Below are 18,588 nucleotides of genomic sequence, written 5' to 3' on the forward strand. Positions count from 1 at the left end.
CAGCTGAACTACTAGGACTGAACTACTTGCACGTCGGCTTATTCGTCGACGTACTTCGGCATCTTGACGTCGGGCAGCTCGGTGATGTCCATAGCCATTTCCCGGCCGAAGCTCGGTACTGGCAGGTCCTCTTCGAGCATTTCCCAGTCGTCGGGCAGCGACCAGAAGTCACGGAAGTGCGCGTGGAAGCGCTCACCCAGTTTGAACGACTGGGCGTACATGAGCTGAACAGCGATAGCGGCATCCTTGTTGACGATGCGTTCACGCTCTTCTTTCATCCACTCGCTCACTGGCTTAGCCTCTGCGAGGCGGTCCTTGTACATTTGGGCGCGCAGTTCTTTGGTGCCTTCCTCATCGAGAGTCCACACACCGTCTTCTTCTGTAGCAACCACACCGTAGACGTTCTTCATCAGTCGAGGAATAACGTATCCGCCGTTCATGTCGTCAACGACAGCTTGTGGGCTACGTTCAAGCGGGTCACCAAAGCCGGGCCCGCCACGCATGGTGTTGAGGTACAGATCGTAGTTCTCGAATGTTTCCTCAGTGGTCACAGCTTGCTTGTCACGCTTGATCTGAGCATCTGGAATGAGGCTGTCGTAGGTGGGGAACTCGGGGTCAAAGTCTCCACCAATGGGGAACTCTGCACCTGACTCGATCAGTTCCTTGATCCCAGTCTTGTGAGCCGCGAACCTGTACCCGGATGCGGCTGGGTATCCGCCCATGAGTCCCCAGTCCGAGGTGATGTGCGAGTTGCCCATGAAGAACATCGTCCAGTCGGTCGCATTGTGCACCAGACGCAAAGACTCGTGCCCACAACCACCTCGGTACTTACCAGCCCCACCGGAGCCCGCCTTGATCTGACGCCCCAGGTAAATCAGGGGTTCTGCCAGCTCCCAGATCTCCATGTCACCCATGTCGCCTTCAGGGTTCCACATAGCCGCGGCGTGCGAGATGCCGTCACGTGAAGCAGTAGCCCCAACACCGTTTGCAGCACATTCAAACGAGTTAACTGCGTGGATCTCGTTGTACTGGTTGAACCCTCCACCTTGGAGCCAGTTAGAGGTGTTGGCGTTACCAGCATTGACTTCTTCCAGCAGGCCTCGGCCCAGGTAACCGCGTGACAGTCCGCGCCACAATGACGACCAGGCCGAAACCATGAAGTGCCAGGAGTAGGCGAACGCCACACGTCTGTCGTTGGGGTTCGTCCACGTGCCTTTAGGCAGTCGGAATTCCGTACCATAGGCGGCACCGTCATTGACCATTTCAGATGGAATCAAGGTCTGTGTCATCATGACCCAAATTCCAGACGTAAACGACACGGGGTTTGCATTGAACGTGTGCCAACCCCAACGAGATGCACCTTCAAAGTCGATCCGCCACGTGGCATCTGGGCGGATCGTGATTTCTGACGGCGCGTGCATGATCGTGTTGACCTTGGCGAAGTCAGAAGGCAAACGCACATCTTCGTGCTCGAATGGCACGTCGACGAAAGCGGTCTGACGGTACGTTCCTGGAACCGTCATGGCCTTGATGCGGTTCTGGAGACCCTCACGTCCGTGCTCGATGGATTCGTAGGAGAACTTCCAGTACGCATCCAGACCTTCGGACCGGATCACTTCGTGAACCAGGTCGCGAATCATGTGGCACCCGGCTACACGGGTACGTTCGTCCAGCATCCAATAGCGAGTGGTACGCACCATGCGCTGAGATTCGTGCAACCAGTCCCTAAATAGGGTGTCATTAGCACCGATCTTGCGACATGTGATTGAGTAACCGTCACCAAAGCGCTGAACCTGCCCGGTGGACATCGAGCCCGGACCAACTGACCCGGTGTCGATAACGTGGTTAACACCACCGACCCATCCGACGAGTTTTTCTTCCCAGAAAATCGGAACCAGGGTGTGGATGTCACACGGGTGCACGTTTCCTGTCATGCAGTCGTTGTTGCAGAAAATGTCACCGTCTTGGATACCGGGGTTGCCTTCCCAGTTGTTTTCGATCATGTACTTGATCGCAGCACCCATGGTTCCCACGTGGATGATGATCCCGGTGGAGGTCAAGATGGAGTCACCGGCCGCGTTGTATAGCGTAAAGCACAGCTCACCTTCTTGCTCAACGATGGGGGAGGCAGCGATTTTCTTGGCCGTCTCGCGTGCATCGACGACACCGGCGCGCAGTCGCGAGAAGATCTTGTTGTACAAGATTGGATCCGAGGAGCGAAGCTCGCTGTGCTCCAACCCTGCGTAGTGGCCGGTCGACCGGGTGGCGTCCATAACGCGGTCCCGGTGTGCCTTCAAGGTTTCGCCACCGTAGACGATTCCTTCGGCCGAGGTGGATGAATCTGTGTGTGAGTTCAAAGTTGCAGTCATGACGTGTCCTTCCTTGGTCTACGCCTGTCGATCAGACTTCTTTGAGGTGGAAGATGCGGTGTTTGTCCAGATAGGTTGAAAAGCCGTCTGGAACCACGAAGGTAGTCGCATCGGATTCGATGATGGCCGGGCCAGTGATTTCGTTTCCTGGCCGGAGCTTTTCCATCTCGTAGAGCTGGGCGTCTACCCAGCGCTTCTTGCGGTAGAACTGGCGGGTGCCCAACTTGGCGTCTTCGTCTGGCTCTGGGCCTGCGAGCTCTTCGGACGGGATCTTTGGCTTGGGGATGTCCACTTTCCCCCGCATGATGGCACCGGTAACCGAATAACCAAGCTCTGGGGACCTCGCCGCCTGTGCGTAAACGTGGCCGTAGGTGTCGTTAAACGCTTCGACCAAGCTGTCCCAGTCTTCAGCACTGCTAGCGCTCTTGATGGGTGAGTCAATCTCAAGGTCGTTGAGCTGACCGCGGTACTGCATACGGTAGCCAGGCGTCAGCTCGACCTGATCGGGCGTGTAGCCGTTGAGCTTGAACTCCTCGAGCACGTTCTGGGTCAGTTCAGCCCACGCTTCCTGAAGCGTCTGAGCGTTCTTTACCTTCTCTTCGTCGGGAGCATCTTCATCGATGTTGAGGTCCAGGGACTTGTCGTAACGGTAGGCGAAGTCAGCAGACGCACAACCGAATGCCGAGAAACCAGCTGCCCAGGCGGGAACAAGCGTGTCCTCGAAGCCCAGCCCTTCCGTGTAGCCGTAGGTGTGTACCGGTCCGGCGCCACCGTAGGAGAAGCACACGAAGCTTTCTGGGTTGTATCCCTTTCCGGAAACCAGCGACTTCACGTAGTCACGCAGTTCGGTGTCGAGGATCTCGATAACCCCAGCTGCCGCGTCTTCAACTGACAGACCAAGCGGGTCAGCGATTTGTTCCTTAACAGCCTGCCGTGCACGTTCAACATCGAGTGTGATGAGACCGCCCAAGAAGTTGTCAGGGTTGAGGTATCCCAAGACAAGGTGGCAGTCAGAAACGGTGACGGTGTCGATTCCCGAATCTGCCCAGCACACGCCCACACGGTAACCGGCTGAGTCTGGTCCCAGCTTGATTGCCTTGGTGTATGGGTCCAAGCGGACCATGGAACCTGCGCCAGCACCCACCGAGTCCATTCCCACAAGCGGAAGCGACAAGACCAGACGTGCCATGTCGGGGTCGTTCTTGATGGTGAGCTCACCGCGCGTAATAAGTGCGACGTCGAAGCTGGTGCCTCCGATGTCCGAACACACGATGTTGTCATAGCCAAGTACTTCACCCAGGTACTTCGCACCAATCACGCCACCAATGGGACCAGAAACGATTGTGCGGGCAAGCTCTTTAGCCTTCCACGAAATCGTTCCACCGTGCGTTGCCATGACACGCGTGTCGAACTTAGCGCCGTGGTTCTTAAACGCATCCGAAATTTTCTGCAGCGTTTTACGCGAAGGCTCGGCCGCATACGCCTCAAGCAAAGTGGTGTTCGTCCTGTGGGACTCTTTGCGCAGAGGATAGTAGTCGGCTGACGCAAAAACAGGAATAGACTTCCCAGCCTTTTCGAGCTCTTCAAGAACAATGTCGCGTACACGTCGTTCGTGGTCGGGGTTCTTGTACGAGTGCAACAGCGAAATCGCAATACTTTCGACATCGTCGGCGATGAGCGCACGAGCTGCTTCGCGTGCACTTTCTTCGCGCAACGGAATCACCACGTCACCAAACATGTCGACACGCTCAACCACGCCGTAGGTGTGTTCACGTTTGGCAAGTGGCGGGTCGTACCAGTGGGTGTTGATGTGGATGCGGTCAGGGTAGGCAAGACCGAGGTGTGACTGAATTGCGCGCCCCATCCGGTGATGGTCTTCCGTACCTTTGTTAACAATCAGTCCACAGCGCAAACCTTTGCGTTGCACAACACGGTTAAGCATTGCGGTACCCGAATACACACCGGTGACCAGGTTGCCGATCGCATCGTTGAGATCGGTAATGCCCCAGGGCGCCAAGGCGTCTGCGGACGAATTGAGAATTGCAACAGACTCGTCATCAGGGTTTGACTGTGCTTTCCCTACGACGAAATCTCCATCGGAATCGACATAGAAGGTGTCGGTCATCGTACCGCCGGCGTCAATGCCGAGTACTTCTACATCGTGAGTTGTAGATTCAGGAGCCATGCCCTCCTCCTTAAGGGTCGATCACTGTTGGATCCCTTCACGCCCAACATGTGATGTGAGTCATAGTATTTTTGGCTCCGGAGCTCCGACTAGGGAGGGGAGCGGGTGGCTTTTATTCCCACCCGGGTGGTTAACGCCACCCTTCCTTGGTTGTATTGAGCTGACCCGGTGGAAGTGAAACGATAGGCTTAAGTTATGTCAGTGAATACAGACCTCCAAGGGTCCAGCTACCGGTTGGAAAACCCGGTTGAAGTGGGCCAAGAAAAGATCGCAGAATTCGCGCGCGCAGTCGGCGCCACCCACCCCTCACACTTTGACGCGCAAGTCGCGAAAGACCTTGGCTACGGTGCGCAAGTAGCACCACCCACCTTCCCCGTGATGATCGCGCAGCGTGCGGAAGCCCTGTACATCGCTTCGGAAGAAGCAGGCATTGACTTTTCGCGTGTTGTTCACGGTCAAGAACAGTTCACATACACCCGCCCCGTTGTTGCAGGTGACCTGCTGAACGCGGAGTGCTTTGTCGACGGAATTCGTGAAGCCGGTGGCCACGCAATGATCACCACCCGCACTGAACTCACCGACGCACGCACGGACGAACCCGTTGTAACCGTGACGTCCACGATCGTTGTACGAGGAGGTGAAGATGCCTAACATCACCCCAAACGTCCAGGTTGAGGCAGGTTTGGCAAGCACGCTGGAAGTGGGCCAGGAAGTGCTCACTGCGACCGTTGAACTTTCCCGCGCTGACCTGGTGAAATACGCTAGCGCGTCCGGAGACTTCAACACGATCCACTGGAACGAACGCTTCGCAAAAGAAGTGGGCCTGGACAACGTGATCGCCCACGGCATGCTCACCATGGCCACCGCCATCACGCCGCTGACAGATTGGCTGGGCGACCCGGGAGCCATCCTGAACTACCGCACCCGCTTCACCAACCCAGTGGTGGTTCCCGACGCAGAATCCGGCAGCCCCGAACAGCCAACGGTGACTCTCACCTCGGCCATTCGCGTGGGCGCAATCGACGCCGAAGCCGGCACAGCGCGCTTCGACATTGACGTCAAAGTGGATGACACCGCTGTTCTGGGTCGCACGCAGGTAAAGGCTTGCATCAAGTGAACCTGTCTGAACTAACCACGTTGCGGGTGGGCGGTCCGGCGCCACAACTGACAACGGTCACCACCCGCGACCAGCTCATTCAGTTCTGTTCTGAGCACCCCTTGTCGCCTGGCTACGATCCCGTTTTGTTCATCGCCGGCGGGTCAAACCTACTGATTAGCGACGACGGATTCGCCGGTCCCGTGTGCCTGATTCGCACTCAGGGCATCACTGAAACCCCTGGTGAGAACGAGCATGCCCGCGTGCGTGCACAGGCGGGTGTCACATGGGACGAATTCGTGAAGCACACGGTTGATTCTGGGCTCAGCGGGCTAGAGGCCCTGTCTGGGATTCCCGGGTCTGTGGGTGCCACGCCCGTGCAGAATGTGGGGGCTTACGGCGCCGAGGTCGCAGAGCTGATCTGTTCCGTCACCCTTTTCGACAGGGTCGAAGGCGAAGTGCGAGAGTGCGCGCCCGACGAACTGGAGTTCGGGTACCGCACCAGTTTGTTAAAAACCTCGGCGGCCCAGCTGGGGCAGCCACGGTACATCGTTTTGGATGTGGAGTTTGAGCTTGAGCGGGCCGGGGAGTCGGCTCCTGTTCGATATGGGCAGTTGGCGGCGGCTTTGGGAGTGGAGATCGGTGAGAGTGCCCCTCTCGCTGAGGTGCGTGAAGCTGTTGTGCGGCTCCGGGCTTCAAAGGGAATGGTGCTCAACCCTGAGGATCACGACACGTGGTCGGCCGGTTCCTTCTTCACCAACCCCATCCTGCCGGCCAACCCTGGGCCTGGCGACCCGCGCGTGCCTGAAGGTGCGCCCACCTATCCCGTCCGTAACCCCACCACAGGTGAGGTGGACGAAACAGTGGTGAAGACCTCGGCGGCGTGGCTCATTGACCACGCGGGATTCGATAAAGGATTCGCGCTCAACGACCGCGCTTCCCTGTCCACAAAGCACACGCTTGCGCTCACTAACCGCGGTCAGGCGCGGGCGCAGGACATTGTGGAGCTCGCGCGACACATCCGTGACGGAGTGGCCCGGACCTACGGCATCACGATGCACCCGGAACCGAACTTCGTGGGGTGCCAGATTTAGGGGGCTCGGCTAGTGGGAGTGGCCGATCACGCGGGCTTCCCATGCGTCGATATCGGCGTGTGCGCGGGTAACAATGTGGCGGGGTGCCGTGGAAATGGTGAAGGAGTCGCGGGCAAGTTGCGCCAACTCCGAGGTGGTAAACCCCATCCGCTGAGCAATCGCGTACTGTTCGGTGATGCGCGGGCCAAAGATCAGTGGGTCGTCCGCGCCTAGTGCCACCTTGGCACCCGCACGCACCAACGTGCGAAGGGGGACGTCTTCGGCGGTGGGGTACACCCCCAACGACGCATTCGAGGACGGGCAGACTTCCAAGCCCACACCTCGGGAAACAAGGGCCCCTAACAACTGCGGGTCTTCTGCCGCGCGCACCCCGTGCCCCAAACGGGTGGGGTTCAAAGCGTCAAGAGTGGTGCGAATGTGGTCCGGGCCTAAGAGTTCACCGCCGTGCGGAAACGAGGCGAGCCCAGCGTTGCTGGCGATGCGAAAGGCGGGTGCGAAAGTGGCTGTGTCGCCCGAGCGTTCGTCATTGGACAGCCCAAAACCAACCACAGTGCCCGGGCCATTTCCGGCATGTTGAGCAGCCAGCCTGGCCAGTGTGCGGGCATCCAGCGGGTGTTTCATGCGTGAAGCCGCAACGATGATCGCAACCCCAAAGGTTTCGTCAGACTGGTTGCGGGCCTCGTCTAGGACCACCTCGAGGGCGGGTGTGATGCCACCCATTTTGCCTGCGTAGCCCGTGGGATCCACCTGGAGCTCAAGCCAACGCACACCTTCGGCCTTGTCCAGTTTGGCTGCATTAGCGACGACCGCACGCAAAGCATCTTCGCCTTGCACAACCGTACGAGCCGAATCGTAAAGGCGCTGGAAACGAAACCACCCGCGCCGGTCAGGTGAAAGCCTCATGGGGTCGTGGCGCATAAGCACCCGGGGGAGTCGCACATTACGCGCCTGGGCCAGTTCCTGGAGTTTGTCAACCGTGAGTGAACCTGTGAAGTGCAAATGCAGATGCGCTTTGGGCAGCAGGTTCAGCTGTTCGGTAGTTACGGGTGCCAGATCATTCACCATGGCCTTAGTGTAGGCGGTTGAGTGTGGCGTGAACCGTGATTCGAATGGGTCGGTTCGACGAAACGGCGGTGAACCATGTAAGCTTTCAGTTCGGTAGATTCACTCGGTGCGCATCGGGTGAGCTTCTGGCCCAAAAAAGGCTTAGGGGTGTGGCGCAATTGGTAGCGCAACGGTCTCCAAAACCGTAGGTTGCAGGTTCGAGTCCTGTCACCCCTGCTCAGGAAAGTAAAACGACTACCTCAGTGAGGACGCGTGGCAGAATCAGGCAAAGGCACCGAAGCTGTAGACCACAAGCGTCGTGGTTTCTTCGGTACGATCGCTCGCTTTTTTGCGGAAGTCATGTCGGAGCTGAAGAAGGTTGTCACTCCAACCCGTAAAGAACTGATCAACATGTTTGGTGTAGTTCTGGGCTTTGTCGTCGTGATGATCGTGATCGTCTTGACAGTTGACTTCGTCTTCGGCAAGCTCGTGGGCTTCGCGTTCGCACGTACGCCTATCTGGCCACTGTGGTAAGCGGCCACGACTGCTACATCACCCTAAGTAACTCATAAAAGGAGAAACGTTGTCGGAGAACATCTCGGAAGCTGACGAGACCGCACAGTCCGCGGAAGCGACGGAAGTTGCCGAGACTGCACAGGCGGAAGAAGTTAACGCGCCTGCGGACAGCGCCACGGAAACCAGCGCTGACGAAACCAACGTTGAAAACACCTCGGGTGCGGAAAGCGCTGACGACAGCAACGCTGAGGGCGCCTCGGACGCCCGCGAAGAATTCCTGCGCGAACTTCGCATGAAAGAAGGCGACTGGTACGTCATCCACTCGTACGCGGGCTATGAAAACCGCGTGAAGGCAAACCTGGAAAACCGTACTGTCAGCTTGGACATGGAAGACTACATCTTCGAAGTCCAGGTTCCTATGGAAGACGTCGTTGAGGTCAAGAACGCTCAGCGCAAGACCGTGCGCCGCGTGCGCATCCCAGGCTACGTGCTAGTGCGCATGGAACTGACGGATGAATCGTGGGGTGTCGTTCGCCACACGCCAGGTGTGACCGGGTTCGTGGGCAACGCGTATGACCCGATCCCGCTGACCATGGATGAAGTTGTCTCCATGCTGGCGCCTGTTATCGAAGAACACGAAGCTGCGCGGGCAGCTGAAGAGGGCGAAGCTCGCAAGGCTGCTGAAGCTGCCAGTGGTTCGGAGATCGTTGTCGAATTTGAGGTCGGCGAAACGGTCATGGTTAAGGAAGGGTCCTTCGAGGGACACCCAGCTACCATCCAGGAAATTCGCCCCGAACAGCAGAAGCTCACTGTTTTGCTTTCGATTTTCGAGCGCGATGTCCCAGTTGAGTTGGGCTTCGGGCAGGTTTCGAAGATCTAACCAGAGTTTGCGCTGTTTTTAAGCGCCGAGGTCGTGCAACTGTGAGTTGCGCGACTTCAGTTTCCATTCCCACGAGATACGTGGAATAATGTTGGAGTTTGATTGTGAGGACTATCGGATTCTCGCAATCTCACCTTCACGGCACAAGCCGTGAAGACAGTCAAGATTAAGGACCACTATGCCTCCCAAGAAGAAGGTAACCGGTCTGATCAAGCTACAGATCCAGGCAGGTGCTGCTAACCCAGCTCCTCCAGTTGGTCCAGCTTTGGGTCAGCACGGTGTCAACATCATGGAGTTCTGCAAGGCGTACAACGCTGCGACAGAAAACATGCGTGGAAACATCGTTCCGGTTGAAATTACTGTTTACGAAGACCGTTCGTTCACGTTCATCACCAAGACTCCTCCTGCAGCTCAGCTCATTAAGAAGGCTGCTGGTCTGAAGTCCGGTTCGGCAACTCCTCACACGGTTAAGGTGGGTCACCTCACTAAGGACCAGGTGCGTGAAATCGCTGAAACCAAGATGCCTGACCTCAACGCGAACGACATTGAAGCAGCGTCGAAGATCGTTGCTGGTACTGCACGTTCCATGGGTATCACCACGGACGTAGAAGTCTAAGAAGTTTATTTGGTGGTAGGGCCAGCGCGGCCCAGACCACAACTGCAAGGAGATAGCAGATGGCAAAGCGCTCAAAGGCCTACTTGGCCGCAGCCGAAAAGATTCAGGCTGAAACATACTATGAGCCAACGCAGGCAGTTGCGTTGGCAAAGGAAACTTCGGTTGCAAAGTTCGACGCAACCGTCGAAGTTGCCCTGCGCCTGGGTGTTGACCCACGTAAGGCCGACCAGATGGTGCGAGGCACCGTCAACCTCCCGAACGGAACTGGTAAGACTGCTAAGGTCCTGGTATTCGCTGCTGGTGACCGTGCGGAAGCTGCCCGTGAAGCAGGTGCTGACTACGTTGGCTCCGATGACCTGCTTGAAAAGGTAGCCGGTGGTTGGACTGACTTCGACGCTGCTGTTGCAACCCCCGACATGATGGGTAAGGTCGGTCGTCTGGGTAAGGTGCTGGGTCCACGTGGCCTCATGCCTAACCCTAAGACCGGTACCGTGACCATGGACGTTGCTAAGGCAGTGTCCGACATTAAGGGCGGTAAGATTGAGTTCCGCGTGGACAAGCACTCGAACTTGCACTTCATCATTGGAAAGGTGTCCTTCACCGAAGAGCAGTTGCAGCAGAACTTCAAGGCTGCAATGGATGAAGTTCTTCGTCTGAAGCCTTCGTCTTCGAAGGGTCGCTACATCACCAAGGCCACCGTGACCACCACGAACGGTCCTGGTGTTCCGATCGACACTTCCGACCTGCGCGCATAAGACGCTTCTTTAAGAGTGCCCCGAACCGGTTTCTGGTTCGGGGCACTTTTGTGTTTTGGGTAGCTGTTTCCGTTCGCCCGGTCTCGCTCCCGTGCCAACAACTCACGTTCACTCAACGTTAAGGTGTGCAACGAATTGGGTTCACGGTGCGCTGAAAGACTAGGGGTGATTCCCTTATTCTCATCTTCTTGACACTGGAGATCCCACCATGCACCGCTCTTCACGTCTCAGCGCGGCAGTTCTAGCTACCGCACTCGTCGGAACGCTCACCCCTGCCGTGACAGCGTTCGGAACGCCCGCCTCGGCCCACGCTACGGTCGCCGCAGACCGCGGAACTGCCGACGTGCGCGTCTTCCAAGACCGTGACCACGACAAACAGTATGACGACGGCGAACCACCACTTCAGCCCACGTACCTCAACAAAACTCTGACCTTGAAAAACAAGGCCACCGGTAAGTGGTATGTAATCAGCCCGGACAACTTGAAGAAGTTCGGGCTGCCTGCAGGCGACTACACGCTCTACGTGGAAATGAACAGCACGTTCGGTCACTACGCGATCGTTGACACTGCCACCGGCAAGCGTCTGCCAGACACCATGCTGAAGATGAACGTTCCAGCGACCCGAATCGGAGACAAAGGCCAGGAAATCACGAACGGCGTGACCGCTGGTTATGGCCGCCACAGCTACACGGACATCACCTTGGAGGCAGGCAAGCCTCTGGACCTGTCGTATGCAGCGTCCTCGATTGGTGCGAACGTTTCGGCCGTTGAAACGAAAGACGGTGCCGAGGTCGCAGCACCCGACGCTGTCAGCGTTGCCTTCAAAGACGGAAGCGCATCCGTGAAGTCGTCCAATGTGGACGGTGTTTACTGGGCTGGTAAGGGCGACGCGGCGTGGGACAAACACCTCTTCGCCAGCGGCAAAGTAACGGCGCGCATTTCGCCAAAGATTAACTACGCGGTCGACAAAGTGGAGGCGCGATTCCACCAGCAAGAAGACGGGGCTTACAACATCGACAAGCTCAGCGACCCGTTGAAAGTCACAGCCGACCCAGCTAACCACACGTACACCGTTGATTCGTCTGACTCTGGGGAAGCGTGGGGGGACTTCGAATACAAGGCGTTCCTCAAGCCGGTTGAGATTGGAAAGGCCACAGTTCGTCTGTTCGGTGACGAAAACGTAGACAACAAATATTCAGGGCCTGAAGAAAAGGTCAGCGAGAGCTATATCAATCTGGTTGATGAAAACGGTCGCTGGTTCAAAGTGGAACCGGAGTCCCTGGAGAAGCAAGGCTTGCCGGCTGGTGAGTACACCGCCTACGTTCGCAACGCGAGTGTGGCCGATGGCTTTGGTGTGGTCGTCGACAGTGCGACCGGAAAGCGTATGGAGACCGTCAGCTTGGACGAGTCACACGACGCGACATACGTTGACGCTGACACCGGCGAAACGCTTCCAACGGTCACCGACAAGGGCCGGTTCGTGAAGACCACCTTCACTGTGGCACCGGACAAAGAAACTGTTGTTGACATGGCATCGACCCGCATCGACGCCAGCGCCAAGGTCACTGTTGACGGTGAAGCTGCTGACTCCAAGGTGTACTTCAAAGACGGCGAGACCCGCCTTGAGAGCTTCGTTTCGAAGACGTCCACCACAACAGAACACCTCGCATCTGATGACGCGGACAAGAAGACTCGTCACTTCTTCTCTGAAGAATGGGTGACAGTTGGTGTTGAAGGCATTGACGGACACAAAGTGAAAGGTGTGACCGTTGGTGGTCTTGCCGGGGGCAAGACGGTTGACGCGGAGAAGGTTTCTGACACCGAGTACCGTGTCAAGCGTTCCGTACTTGGCGACGACTTTGGTCGCCTGAAGTTCGACGTGCAGCTTGAAAAGGTTGCCCCCACGGGTAAGGTGAACTTCCGTCTGTTTGGTGACGAGAACCTCAACAACTCTTTCGACGAAGGCACTGACGAGGTCGTTGATCGCTACGTCAACCTGGTTGATGAAGAAGGCAACTGGTACAAGGTGATGCCGGAAGCCTTGGCGCAGCAGGGCTTGCCTGCTGGTAAGTACACCGTGTACATGCGTGATGCATCCGTTGCTGACGGCTTTGGTGTGGTTGTTGATTCGGGCGGTAAACGTTTGCCGTTCGCCAAGCTGGAAGGTAAGAAAGACGCCACTTACATCGATGCGAAGACCGGTGAAAAGGCTGAGACAGTCACCGACGAAGGAACATTCGTAACGACCGAAATTGAGGTCAAAGAAAACGAGACCGTTGAGGCTAACTTCGCCTCAACTCGCATTGACGCGACAGCAAAGGTGACTGCTGACGGCGAAGCAGTTGATTCGAAGGTGTACTTCAAGGACGGCGACCAACGCCTGGAGACCTACAAGTCTGACTCAGTGGGTTATGTTGCCTCCGATGACGCTGGTGCGAAGACACGTCACTTCTTCTCTGAAGAATGGGTCACTGTTGGGGTGGAAGAGATTGACGGTTACACAGTCAAGGGTGTGACTGTACGCGGCTTTGGTGGCGGTAAGACTGTGGAAGCAGAAAAGGTTTCCGACACCGAATACCGGATCAAGCGTTCCGAAATGGGCGATGACTTCGGGCGCTTTGAGTTCGACGTGCAGCTTGAAAAGGTTGCCCCTACGGGCAAGGTTGACTTCCGCCTGTTCCGTGATGAGAACTTGGACAACAAGTACTCGGGTGACGCGGAAGAGGTTCACGGCGGCTACGTCAACATGGTTGATGAAGACGGCAACTGGTACAAGGTGAAGCCGGACTCCTTGGCGAGGCAGGGTTTGCCTGCGGGTAAGTACACCGTGTACATGCGGAACAACTCCGTAGCGGACGGCTTCGGCGTGGTTGTTGACTCCGAAGGTAAGCGTCTACCCTTCGCTGAATTGGAAGGTGGCGAGAAGGCTACTTACATCGATCCTGACACCGGTAAAAAGGTTGAGACGACCACCGACAGAGGACGGTTCGTAACGACCGAAATTGAGGTCACAGAAAACGAGACCGTTGAAGCTAACTTCGCGTTCACTCGTATTGATGCCTCGGCTAAGGTGAACAAGGACGAGGTAGAGAGCGTGTACTTCAAGGACGGTGACCAGCGACTCGACGCCTTCGAAACTGAATCTGTAGGTTTCATGGCCTCCGACGATGCGAAAGCTAAGAAGCGTCACTTCTTCTCCGGTGACAAGGTCACACTTGGCGTCAACGTGAAAGAAGGTCGCAAGGTCACGAAGGTCGAAGTCAAACCTTCTGCAACCCGTGGCGGTGAGACCATCGTGCTCTTCGATGAGACATCCGGCGGAGCGAATGCTGGCGTGGAAGCGGTCGCGCCTGGTGCAGCACTGAGCATGGGTGTGACCACTCAGGTGCGGGTGGCTGCTGTAAACGCAGGCACCGTGCCAGTATTGAATGCGGCAGTGGCAAACGCCGGGGCTCAGGAGTTCAGCGTTGACCGTTCAAAGATGGGCGACGACTTTGGTCGATTCGAGTTTGTGGTGACTACGGCGCCGGTAGAGGAGCCAACTCCGGAGCCGACCGAGGAGCCAACTCCGGAGCCGACCGAACAGCCAACGGACGAGCCTTCGGAAAACCCAACCGAAGCTCCCTCGGAACAGCCAACGGAAGAACCGACTGAGGAACCGACCGAAAACCCAACCGATGCTCCTTCAGAAGAGCCAACGGAAGAACCGACTGAGGAACCGACCGAAAACCCAACCGATGCTCCTTCAGAAGAGCCAACGGAAGCTCCGTCGGAGCAACCGACCGATGAGCCTTCGGAGGAACCTTCGGAGCAGCCAACTGACGCTCCTTCGGAACAGCCTTCGGACGAACCTAGTGAACAGCCGACCGACTCTCCGTCTGAAGCTCCTTCAGAAGAGCCCGGTGAGGAGCCTTCGGAAGAGCCTGGTGAGGACCCAACTGACGCTCCTTCAGAAGATGGAGACGACGAAACACCCGGCGAAGACGGTGAATCCGGTGACGGTGACAACGGTGAAAGCGACGGTGGCGACACTGACGCTGGAGACGAGGAAGCCGAAAACGAAGGCGACGCCTCCGACAACAACACCGACAACGGTGGCAGCGACAACAACACCGACTCCGGCAACAAGGGCAACGACAGCTCCAAGGACAATGGTGCTCTGCCTCGCACGGGTGTCAACGTGGGAGTGAGCCTCGCAGTTGGTGTCGCGCTGGTGGCTCTGGGTGCGGGACTGGTGTTCCGTCGCCGCAAAAACTAGCAGCAATGCTCACCGTCACTTGACGGGGAAGCACGCACACCAACACCTCTAGAAACACAGTGCGGGCGGGAACCATCCCGTCCGCACTGCGTTTTCCCCGCGCACCCGCCCCACACCAAAACCCCACGCCCACGTCAAAACCCCAAAGAGCCAAAACCCAGCCTCACAGAATCCTGGCTACCCCCTCGGGCAATCCAGGCGTAGCCAGAGTGAGGTCACGTGAAAACGGGAGCGCTGCCACCTCGGCGTCTTCCAATCCAGCCTGCGCAATCACCCCAGCCTGCCGCGTCACATACTCCCGATCCACCGGCCGCCCATGCCCCGGCGCAAACACGGTCAGCTGCGGATCCTCTAAGAGCCGCTCCAGGTTCTGCGCCCACCTTGACGGGGTCGCATCATCACCCAGTGCCGGGGGAGCGCCCTCCTCGACAAGGTCACCCACCAGCGCCACGTGCCCGGCGATCAGCACAAGGTCCCCCTCCGTGTGGCCCGGAAGAACCCGGGCCGTCACGTCCAGGTCTTCAAAACCAACGCCGAGGTCGTTCAAAGTGACGCCGTCAGTCACCTCGGCCATGGGGACGAGAAGCTCAGAAGGGTCCGCGGGCAGATCAGGTTCGAAGTCGCTGGGCACTTCGTGAAACTGCACCCACGCGCTGGCCTGCATGTCCCGGATGCACTGCGGTGAGGCGAAAAACTCGGTGACGCCCGCGCGGGCGAAGGTTGCGTTGCCAAAGAAATGATCCCAGTGGTCGTGCGTGTTCACCACACTGACGGGCAGGTCCACGAAAAGGGCGCGACCAGACTGGGTGAGGGACACCTCGGCGAAGGTGGTCAGAATCCTCGACGCCTGCCGCGGACCGGAACCCGTATCAACAATCACAGCCCGCTCATCGCCCAGAATTAGGTACGAATTGAGCGCCACAGGGTCCGATGTGAAACTGAAAATACGCGTCATAACGGCAAAAACACCACCCGAACCCCTACTAGAATCACCATTCGAAAACATAGCAACGCGCACTCGCGCGAGCACGCACCGGCCAAACAATGCGCCACCAGATTTGGACTTACCCGGAACTCTACGTTAGACTGATCTGGTGCCCAAGACCGTTGGTCTCAGCGCGCGCCTCTAACACCTGTTAGAAGCAAACGCTGACGAAGACTCGGAATGAGTGACCCGCGCAGGTGATACTGAACTTCATGAACCCCCGTTAGGGATGCATTTGTGAGCGTTCCGTGCCTGCTGCGCGGAACGCTTTTTTCGTGTTCGCACACCAACATGTACGAAAGGAATACCATGGCGAGGCCAGACAAGGCAGCTGCGGTACAGGAGATCAAACAGCTGTTTGAGAACTCCTCGGCCGCTGTGCTGACTGAGTACCGCGGTCTCACCGTTGCGCAGATGAAAGAACTGCGCGTTGCACTCGGTGGGAACGCCTCCTACGCCGTGGTAAAGAATACGCTGACCGCCATTGCAGCTAAAGAGGCTGGACTGGAAGCGTTCAACGCAGACAACCTCAAGGGTCCAACTGCTATCGCTTTCATCTCCGGTGATGTCGCTGACGCTGCGAAGGCTCTGCGTGACTTTGCCAAGGCGAATCCTCAGCTGGTCATCAAGGGTGGACACCTCGAAGGTGCCGCACTTTCAGCTGAAGAAGTTACGAAGCTGGCTGACCTCGAATCCCGCGAAGTTCTGCTTGCCAAGGCTGCTGGAGCGCTCAAGGGAAGCCTGTACAAGGCTGCCTACGCGTTCACCGCACCTCTGGTCAAGACGGTACGTACCGTCGATGCACTGCGTGCAAAGCAGGAAGAATCCGGATCCGAAGCAGCTTAAGTTTCACCCCCATAAACCACGGTTGAACCCAACCACTCACGGAAGGACGTAGCCACCATGGCTAAGCTCACCCCTGAAGAGCTCATTGAAGCGTTCAAAGAGCTCACCCTGATTGAACTGAACGACTTCGTTAAGAAGTTTGAAGAAGAATTCGAAGTTGAAGCTGCTGCTCCAGTTGCTGCTGTTGCTGCTGCTCCTGGTGCTGGCGGCGGAGACGCTGGCGCAGCTGAAGAGAAGGACGAATTCGACGTCATCCTCGAATCCGGTGGAGACAAGAAGGTTCCTGTTATTAAGGAAGTTCGTGGACTCACCAGCCTTGGTCTGAAGGAAGCTAAGGAGCTCGTTGACGGTGCTCCTAAGCCTGTTCTGGAAGGCGTTAACAAGGAAACCGCTGAAGCTGCTAAGGAAAAGCTCGAAGCAGCTGGCGCTACCGTATCGCTTAAGTAATTTGGTGGCCCGGGTGCGGGGTCCTGTGACTCCGCGCCCGAGGTCGTTCCAAGCTACTGACTGGCCGTCACCCTGTGTGGGTGGCGGCCAGTTTTGTGTGCGCCGTTAGAAGTTCCTGCATTGCGAATCATGACGAACTGCAGACATGCGCATACGCATATGTGATGTGGTGGACTCACTGTCTTATGAAAGGATTCACTATGTCATCAATCCGCGTGTCCCACGCCGGTTCTTTACCCCGTACCGAACAGCTCATTGCGGCCAACGCTGCTCGTTTCGATGAAAACTTCAACAATGACGAGTTCCAGCGTCTCCTTCAGGAATCCGTTGTGGACCTGGTCGCTAAGCAAAAAGAACTGGGAATCACCGATGTCAACGATGGCGAATACGGTCACGCGATGGCGGCAGCCAAGGACTATGGTGCATGGTGGCACTACTCCTTTGAACGTACAGGCGGACTGGAGTTGCGCGAGCAGACCTTGTTTGAAGGGCCAGCCGTACGTTCAGAACCCGGAAATTTGCAGCTGACAAGCTTTGGTGATCGCCGCGACCGCCACATTTTCCCTGGTGTCTACAGTGACCAGGAATCAGGTGCCGACACCGGGAAGCAACCAAAATTCCCGGCCGCGAATGGGCCTGTGACCTACATCGGTCAAGACAAGGTGCAGCGTGACATTGAGAACCTGCGCGTGGCCTGTGGGAAGGCAGGCGTTGACCCGTCGACTGCATACATCAACTCCTTGGGGCCAAGCTCGGCTGCACGCATCACCAACGAGTACTACGACACCGACGAAGAGTTCATTTGGGCCATGGCCGATGTCTTCCGCGAAGAATACCTCGCAATCACGGAAGCTGGGTTCATCGTTCAGATTGACGACCCGTCAATCGCCGAAAACTTTGACCAGATCAACCCGGAACCGTCATACGAGGACTACCGGGCCTTCACGCGCCCACGTATCGAAGCGCTCAACCACGCCCTGCGCGGAATTGATCCGCAGCGTGTTCGCTTCCACACGTGTTGGGGATCCTGGCACGGCCCCCACGTCACCGACCTGCCTTTCGCAGAAATCGTCAACGACGTGCTTGGCATCAACGCAGCTGGAATCACCTTCGAAGCTGCGAACGTGCGCCACGAACACGAATGGCGTATCTGGGAAGACACCAAACTTCCGGAAGGCAAATACCTGATCCCTGGAATCGTGTCCCACTCGACCAACGTAGTCGAACACCCGGAGCTAGTAGCAGACCGCATCGAGCGCTTCGCCCGTCTTGTTGGCCCAGAAAACGTTGTCGCTTCCACCGACTGCGGACTGGGTGGCCGTATCCACCCGGAAATCGCGTGGGCAAAGCTCGAAACCCTGGCACAGGGAGCAGAAATCGCGTCTAAGCGACTGAGCTAAGGCGAAGGGACGCGGGGTTCACCGAGGTGCAACCTTGGTGATACCCCGCGTTTGGATTCGTGGGGGACGATATGGCAGTTGCCTTGCGCGAAAGTTT

The 18,588-nt window shown here is 57.2% G+C and carries 15 protein-coding genes and 1 tRNA gene; 12 read left to right on the forward strand and 4 right to left on the reverse strand.

The features are described from left to right. Positions 1-38 precede the first annotated feature (38 nt). Positions 39-2,369: a hydantoinase B/oxoprolinase family protein gene (locus HMPREF0183_RS10480; protein ID WP_005885874.1), complete on the reverse strand. Its 2,331-nt coding sequence runs from the start codon at positions 2,367-2,369 to the stop codon at positions 39-41. Between the two features lie 31 nt (positions 2,370-2,400). Continuing rightward, positions 2,401-4,554: a hydantoinase/oxoprolinase family protein gene (locus tag HMPREF0183_RS10485; RefSeq protein WP_005885876.1), complete on the reverse strand. Its 2,154-nt coding sequence runs from the start codon at positions 4,552-4,554 to the stop codon at positions 2,401-2,403. Between the two features lie 195 nt (positions 4,555-4,749). Between HMPREF0183_RS10485 and HMPREF0183_RS10490 the strand changes: the two genes are divergently transcribed. Genes HMPREF0183_RS10490 through HMPREF0183_RS10500 form a run of 3 tightly spaced genes read left to right on the forward strand, consistent with a single transcriptional unit; the run spans position 4,750 to position 6,744 of the window. Beyond that, positions 4,750-5,205 (forward strand): FAS1-like dehydratase domain-containing protein, encoded by a 456-nt coding sequence (locus HMPREF0183_RS10490; RefSeq protein WP_005885878.1) that lies wholly within the window; start codon positions 4,750-4,752, stop codon positions 5,203-5,205. After that, on the forward strand, positions 5,198-5,671 hold the full coding sequence (locus HMPREF0183_RS10495) for a MaoC/PaaZ C-terminal domain-containing protein (protein ID WP_005885880.1): 474 nt from the start codon (positions 5,198-5,200) through the stop codon (positions 5,669-5,671). Before HMPREF0183_RS10490 ends, HMPREF0183_RS10495 begins: the two co-directional genes overlap by 8 nt. Continuing rightward, positions 5,668-6,744: a UDP-N-acetylmuramate dehydrogenase gene (locus tag HMPREF0183_RS10500; protein ID WP_005885882.1), complete on the forward strand. Its 1,077-nt coding sequence runs from the start codon at positions 5,668-5,670 to the stop codon at positions 6,742-6,744. The genes HMPREF0183_RS10495 and HMPREF0183_RS10500 overlap by 4 nt, the downstream gene beginning before the upstream one ends. A gap of 9 nt (positions 6,745-6,753) precedes the next feature. Here HMPREF0183_RS10500 and HMPREF0183_RS10505 read toward each other — a convergent pair whose 3' ends face one another. Further along, the gene (locus HMPREF0183_RS10505) at positions 6,754-7,809 is read right to left on the reverse strand and encodes an adenosine deaminase (protein WP_005885883.1); all 1,056 of its coding nucleotides are present in this window, start codon (positions 7,807-7,809) and stop codon (positions 6,754-6,756) included. A gap of 143 nt (positions 7,810-7,952) precedes the next feature. Here HMPREF0183_RS10505 and HMPREF0183_RS10510 point away from each other — a divergent pair. The 6 genes from HMPREF0183_RS10510 (at position 7,953) to HMPREF0183_RS13410 (ending at position 14,813) form a co-directional block, all read left to right on the forward strand. Beyond that, positions 7,953-8,025, forward strand: a tRNA-Trp gene (locus tag HMPREF0183_RS10510). A gap of 36 nt (positions 8,026-8,061) precedes the next feature. After that, positions 8,062-8,322, forward strand: a complete 261-nt coding sequence (gene secE / locus HMPREF0183_RS10515; protein WP_005885884.1) for a preprotein translocase subunit SecE — start codon at positions 8,062-8,064, stop codon at positions 8,320-8,322. A 49-nt stretch (positions 8,323-8,371) separates the two neighbouring features. Then, a complete protein-coding gene (nusG, locus tag HMPREF0183_RS10520) occupies positions 8,372-9,184 on the forward strand; it encodes a transcription termination/antitermination protein NusG (RefSeq protein ID WP_005885885.1) in 813 nt (270 codons plus the stop codon). Positions 9,185-9,362: 178 nt separating this feature from the next. Continuing rightward, the gene (gene rplK, locus HMPREF0183_RS10525; protein WP_005885886.1) at positions 9,363-9,800 is read left to right on the forward strand and encodes a 50S ribosomal protein L11; all 438 of its coding nucleotides are present in this window, start codon (positions 9,363-9,365) and stop codon (positions 9,798-9,800) included. A gap of 59 nt (positions 9,801-9,859) precedes the next feature. After that, positions 9,860-10,555: a 50S ribosomal protein L1 gene (rplA, locus tag HMPREF0183_RS10530; RefSeq protein ID WP_005885887.1), complete on the forward strand. Its 696-nt coding sequence runs from the start codon at positions 9,860-9,862 to the stop codon at positions 10,553-10,555. Between the two features lie 208 nt (positions 10,556-10,763). After that, positions 10,764-14,813: an LPXTG cell wall anchor domain-containing protein gene (locus tag HMPREF0183_RS13410; protein ID WP_005885888.1), complete on the forward strand. Its 4,050-nt coding sequence runs from the start codon at positions 10,764-10,766 to the stop codon at positions 14,811-14,813. 163 nt (positions 14,814-14,976) lie between these two features. On the opposite strand, the gene HMPREF0183_RS10540 is transcribed toward HMPREF0183_RS13410, so the two are convergent. Then, positions 14,977-15,768, reverse strand: a complete 792-nt coding sequence (locus HMPREF0183_RS10540; protein WP_005885889.1) for an MBL fold metallo-hydrolase — start codon at positions 15,766-15,768, stop codon at positions 14,977-14,979. Between the two features lie 339 nt (positions 15,769-16,107). Between HMPREF0183_RS10540 and rplJ the strand changes: the two genes are divergently transcribed. The 3 genes from rplJ to HMPREF0183_RS10555 all read left to right on the forward strand — a co-directional run bounded on the left by rplJ (position 16,108) and on the right by HMPREF0183_RS10555 (position 18,491). Next, positions 16,108-16,644, forward strand: a complete 537-nt coding sequence (gene rplJ / locus HMPREF0183_RS10545) for a 50S ribosomal protein L10 (RefSeq protein WP_040349017.1) — start codon at positions 16,108-16,110, stop codon at positions 16,642-16,644. A 57-nt stretch (positions 16,645-16,701) separates the two neighbouring features. Next, positions 16,702-17,091, forward strand: a complete 390-nt coding sequence (gene rplL / locus HMPREF0183_RS10550; protein WP_005885891.1) for a 50S ribosomal protein L7/L12 — start codon at positions 16,702-16,704, stop codon at positions 17,089-17,091. 200 nt (positions 17,092-17,291) lie between these two features. Next, positions 17,292-18,491 (forward strand): cobalamin-independent methionine synthase II family protein, encoded by a 1,200-nt coding sequence (locus HMPREF0183_RS10555; RefSeq protein WP_156798256.1) that lies wholly within the window; start codon positions 17,292-17,294, stop codon positions 18,489-18,491. Positions 18,492-18,588: the final 97 nt, after the last annotated feature.

The organism is Brevibacterium mcbrellneri ATCC 49030 (assembly GCF_000178455.1).
Taxonomy (GTDB): domain Bacteria; phylum Actinomycetota; class Actinomycetes; order Actinomycetales; family Brevibacteriaceae; genus Brevibacterium; species Brevibacterium mcbrellneri.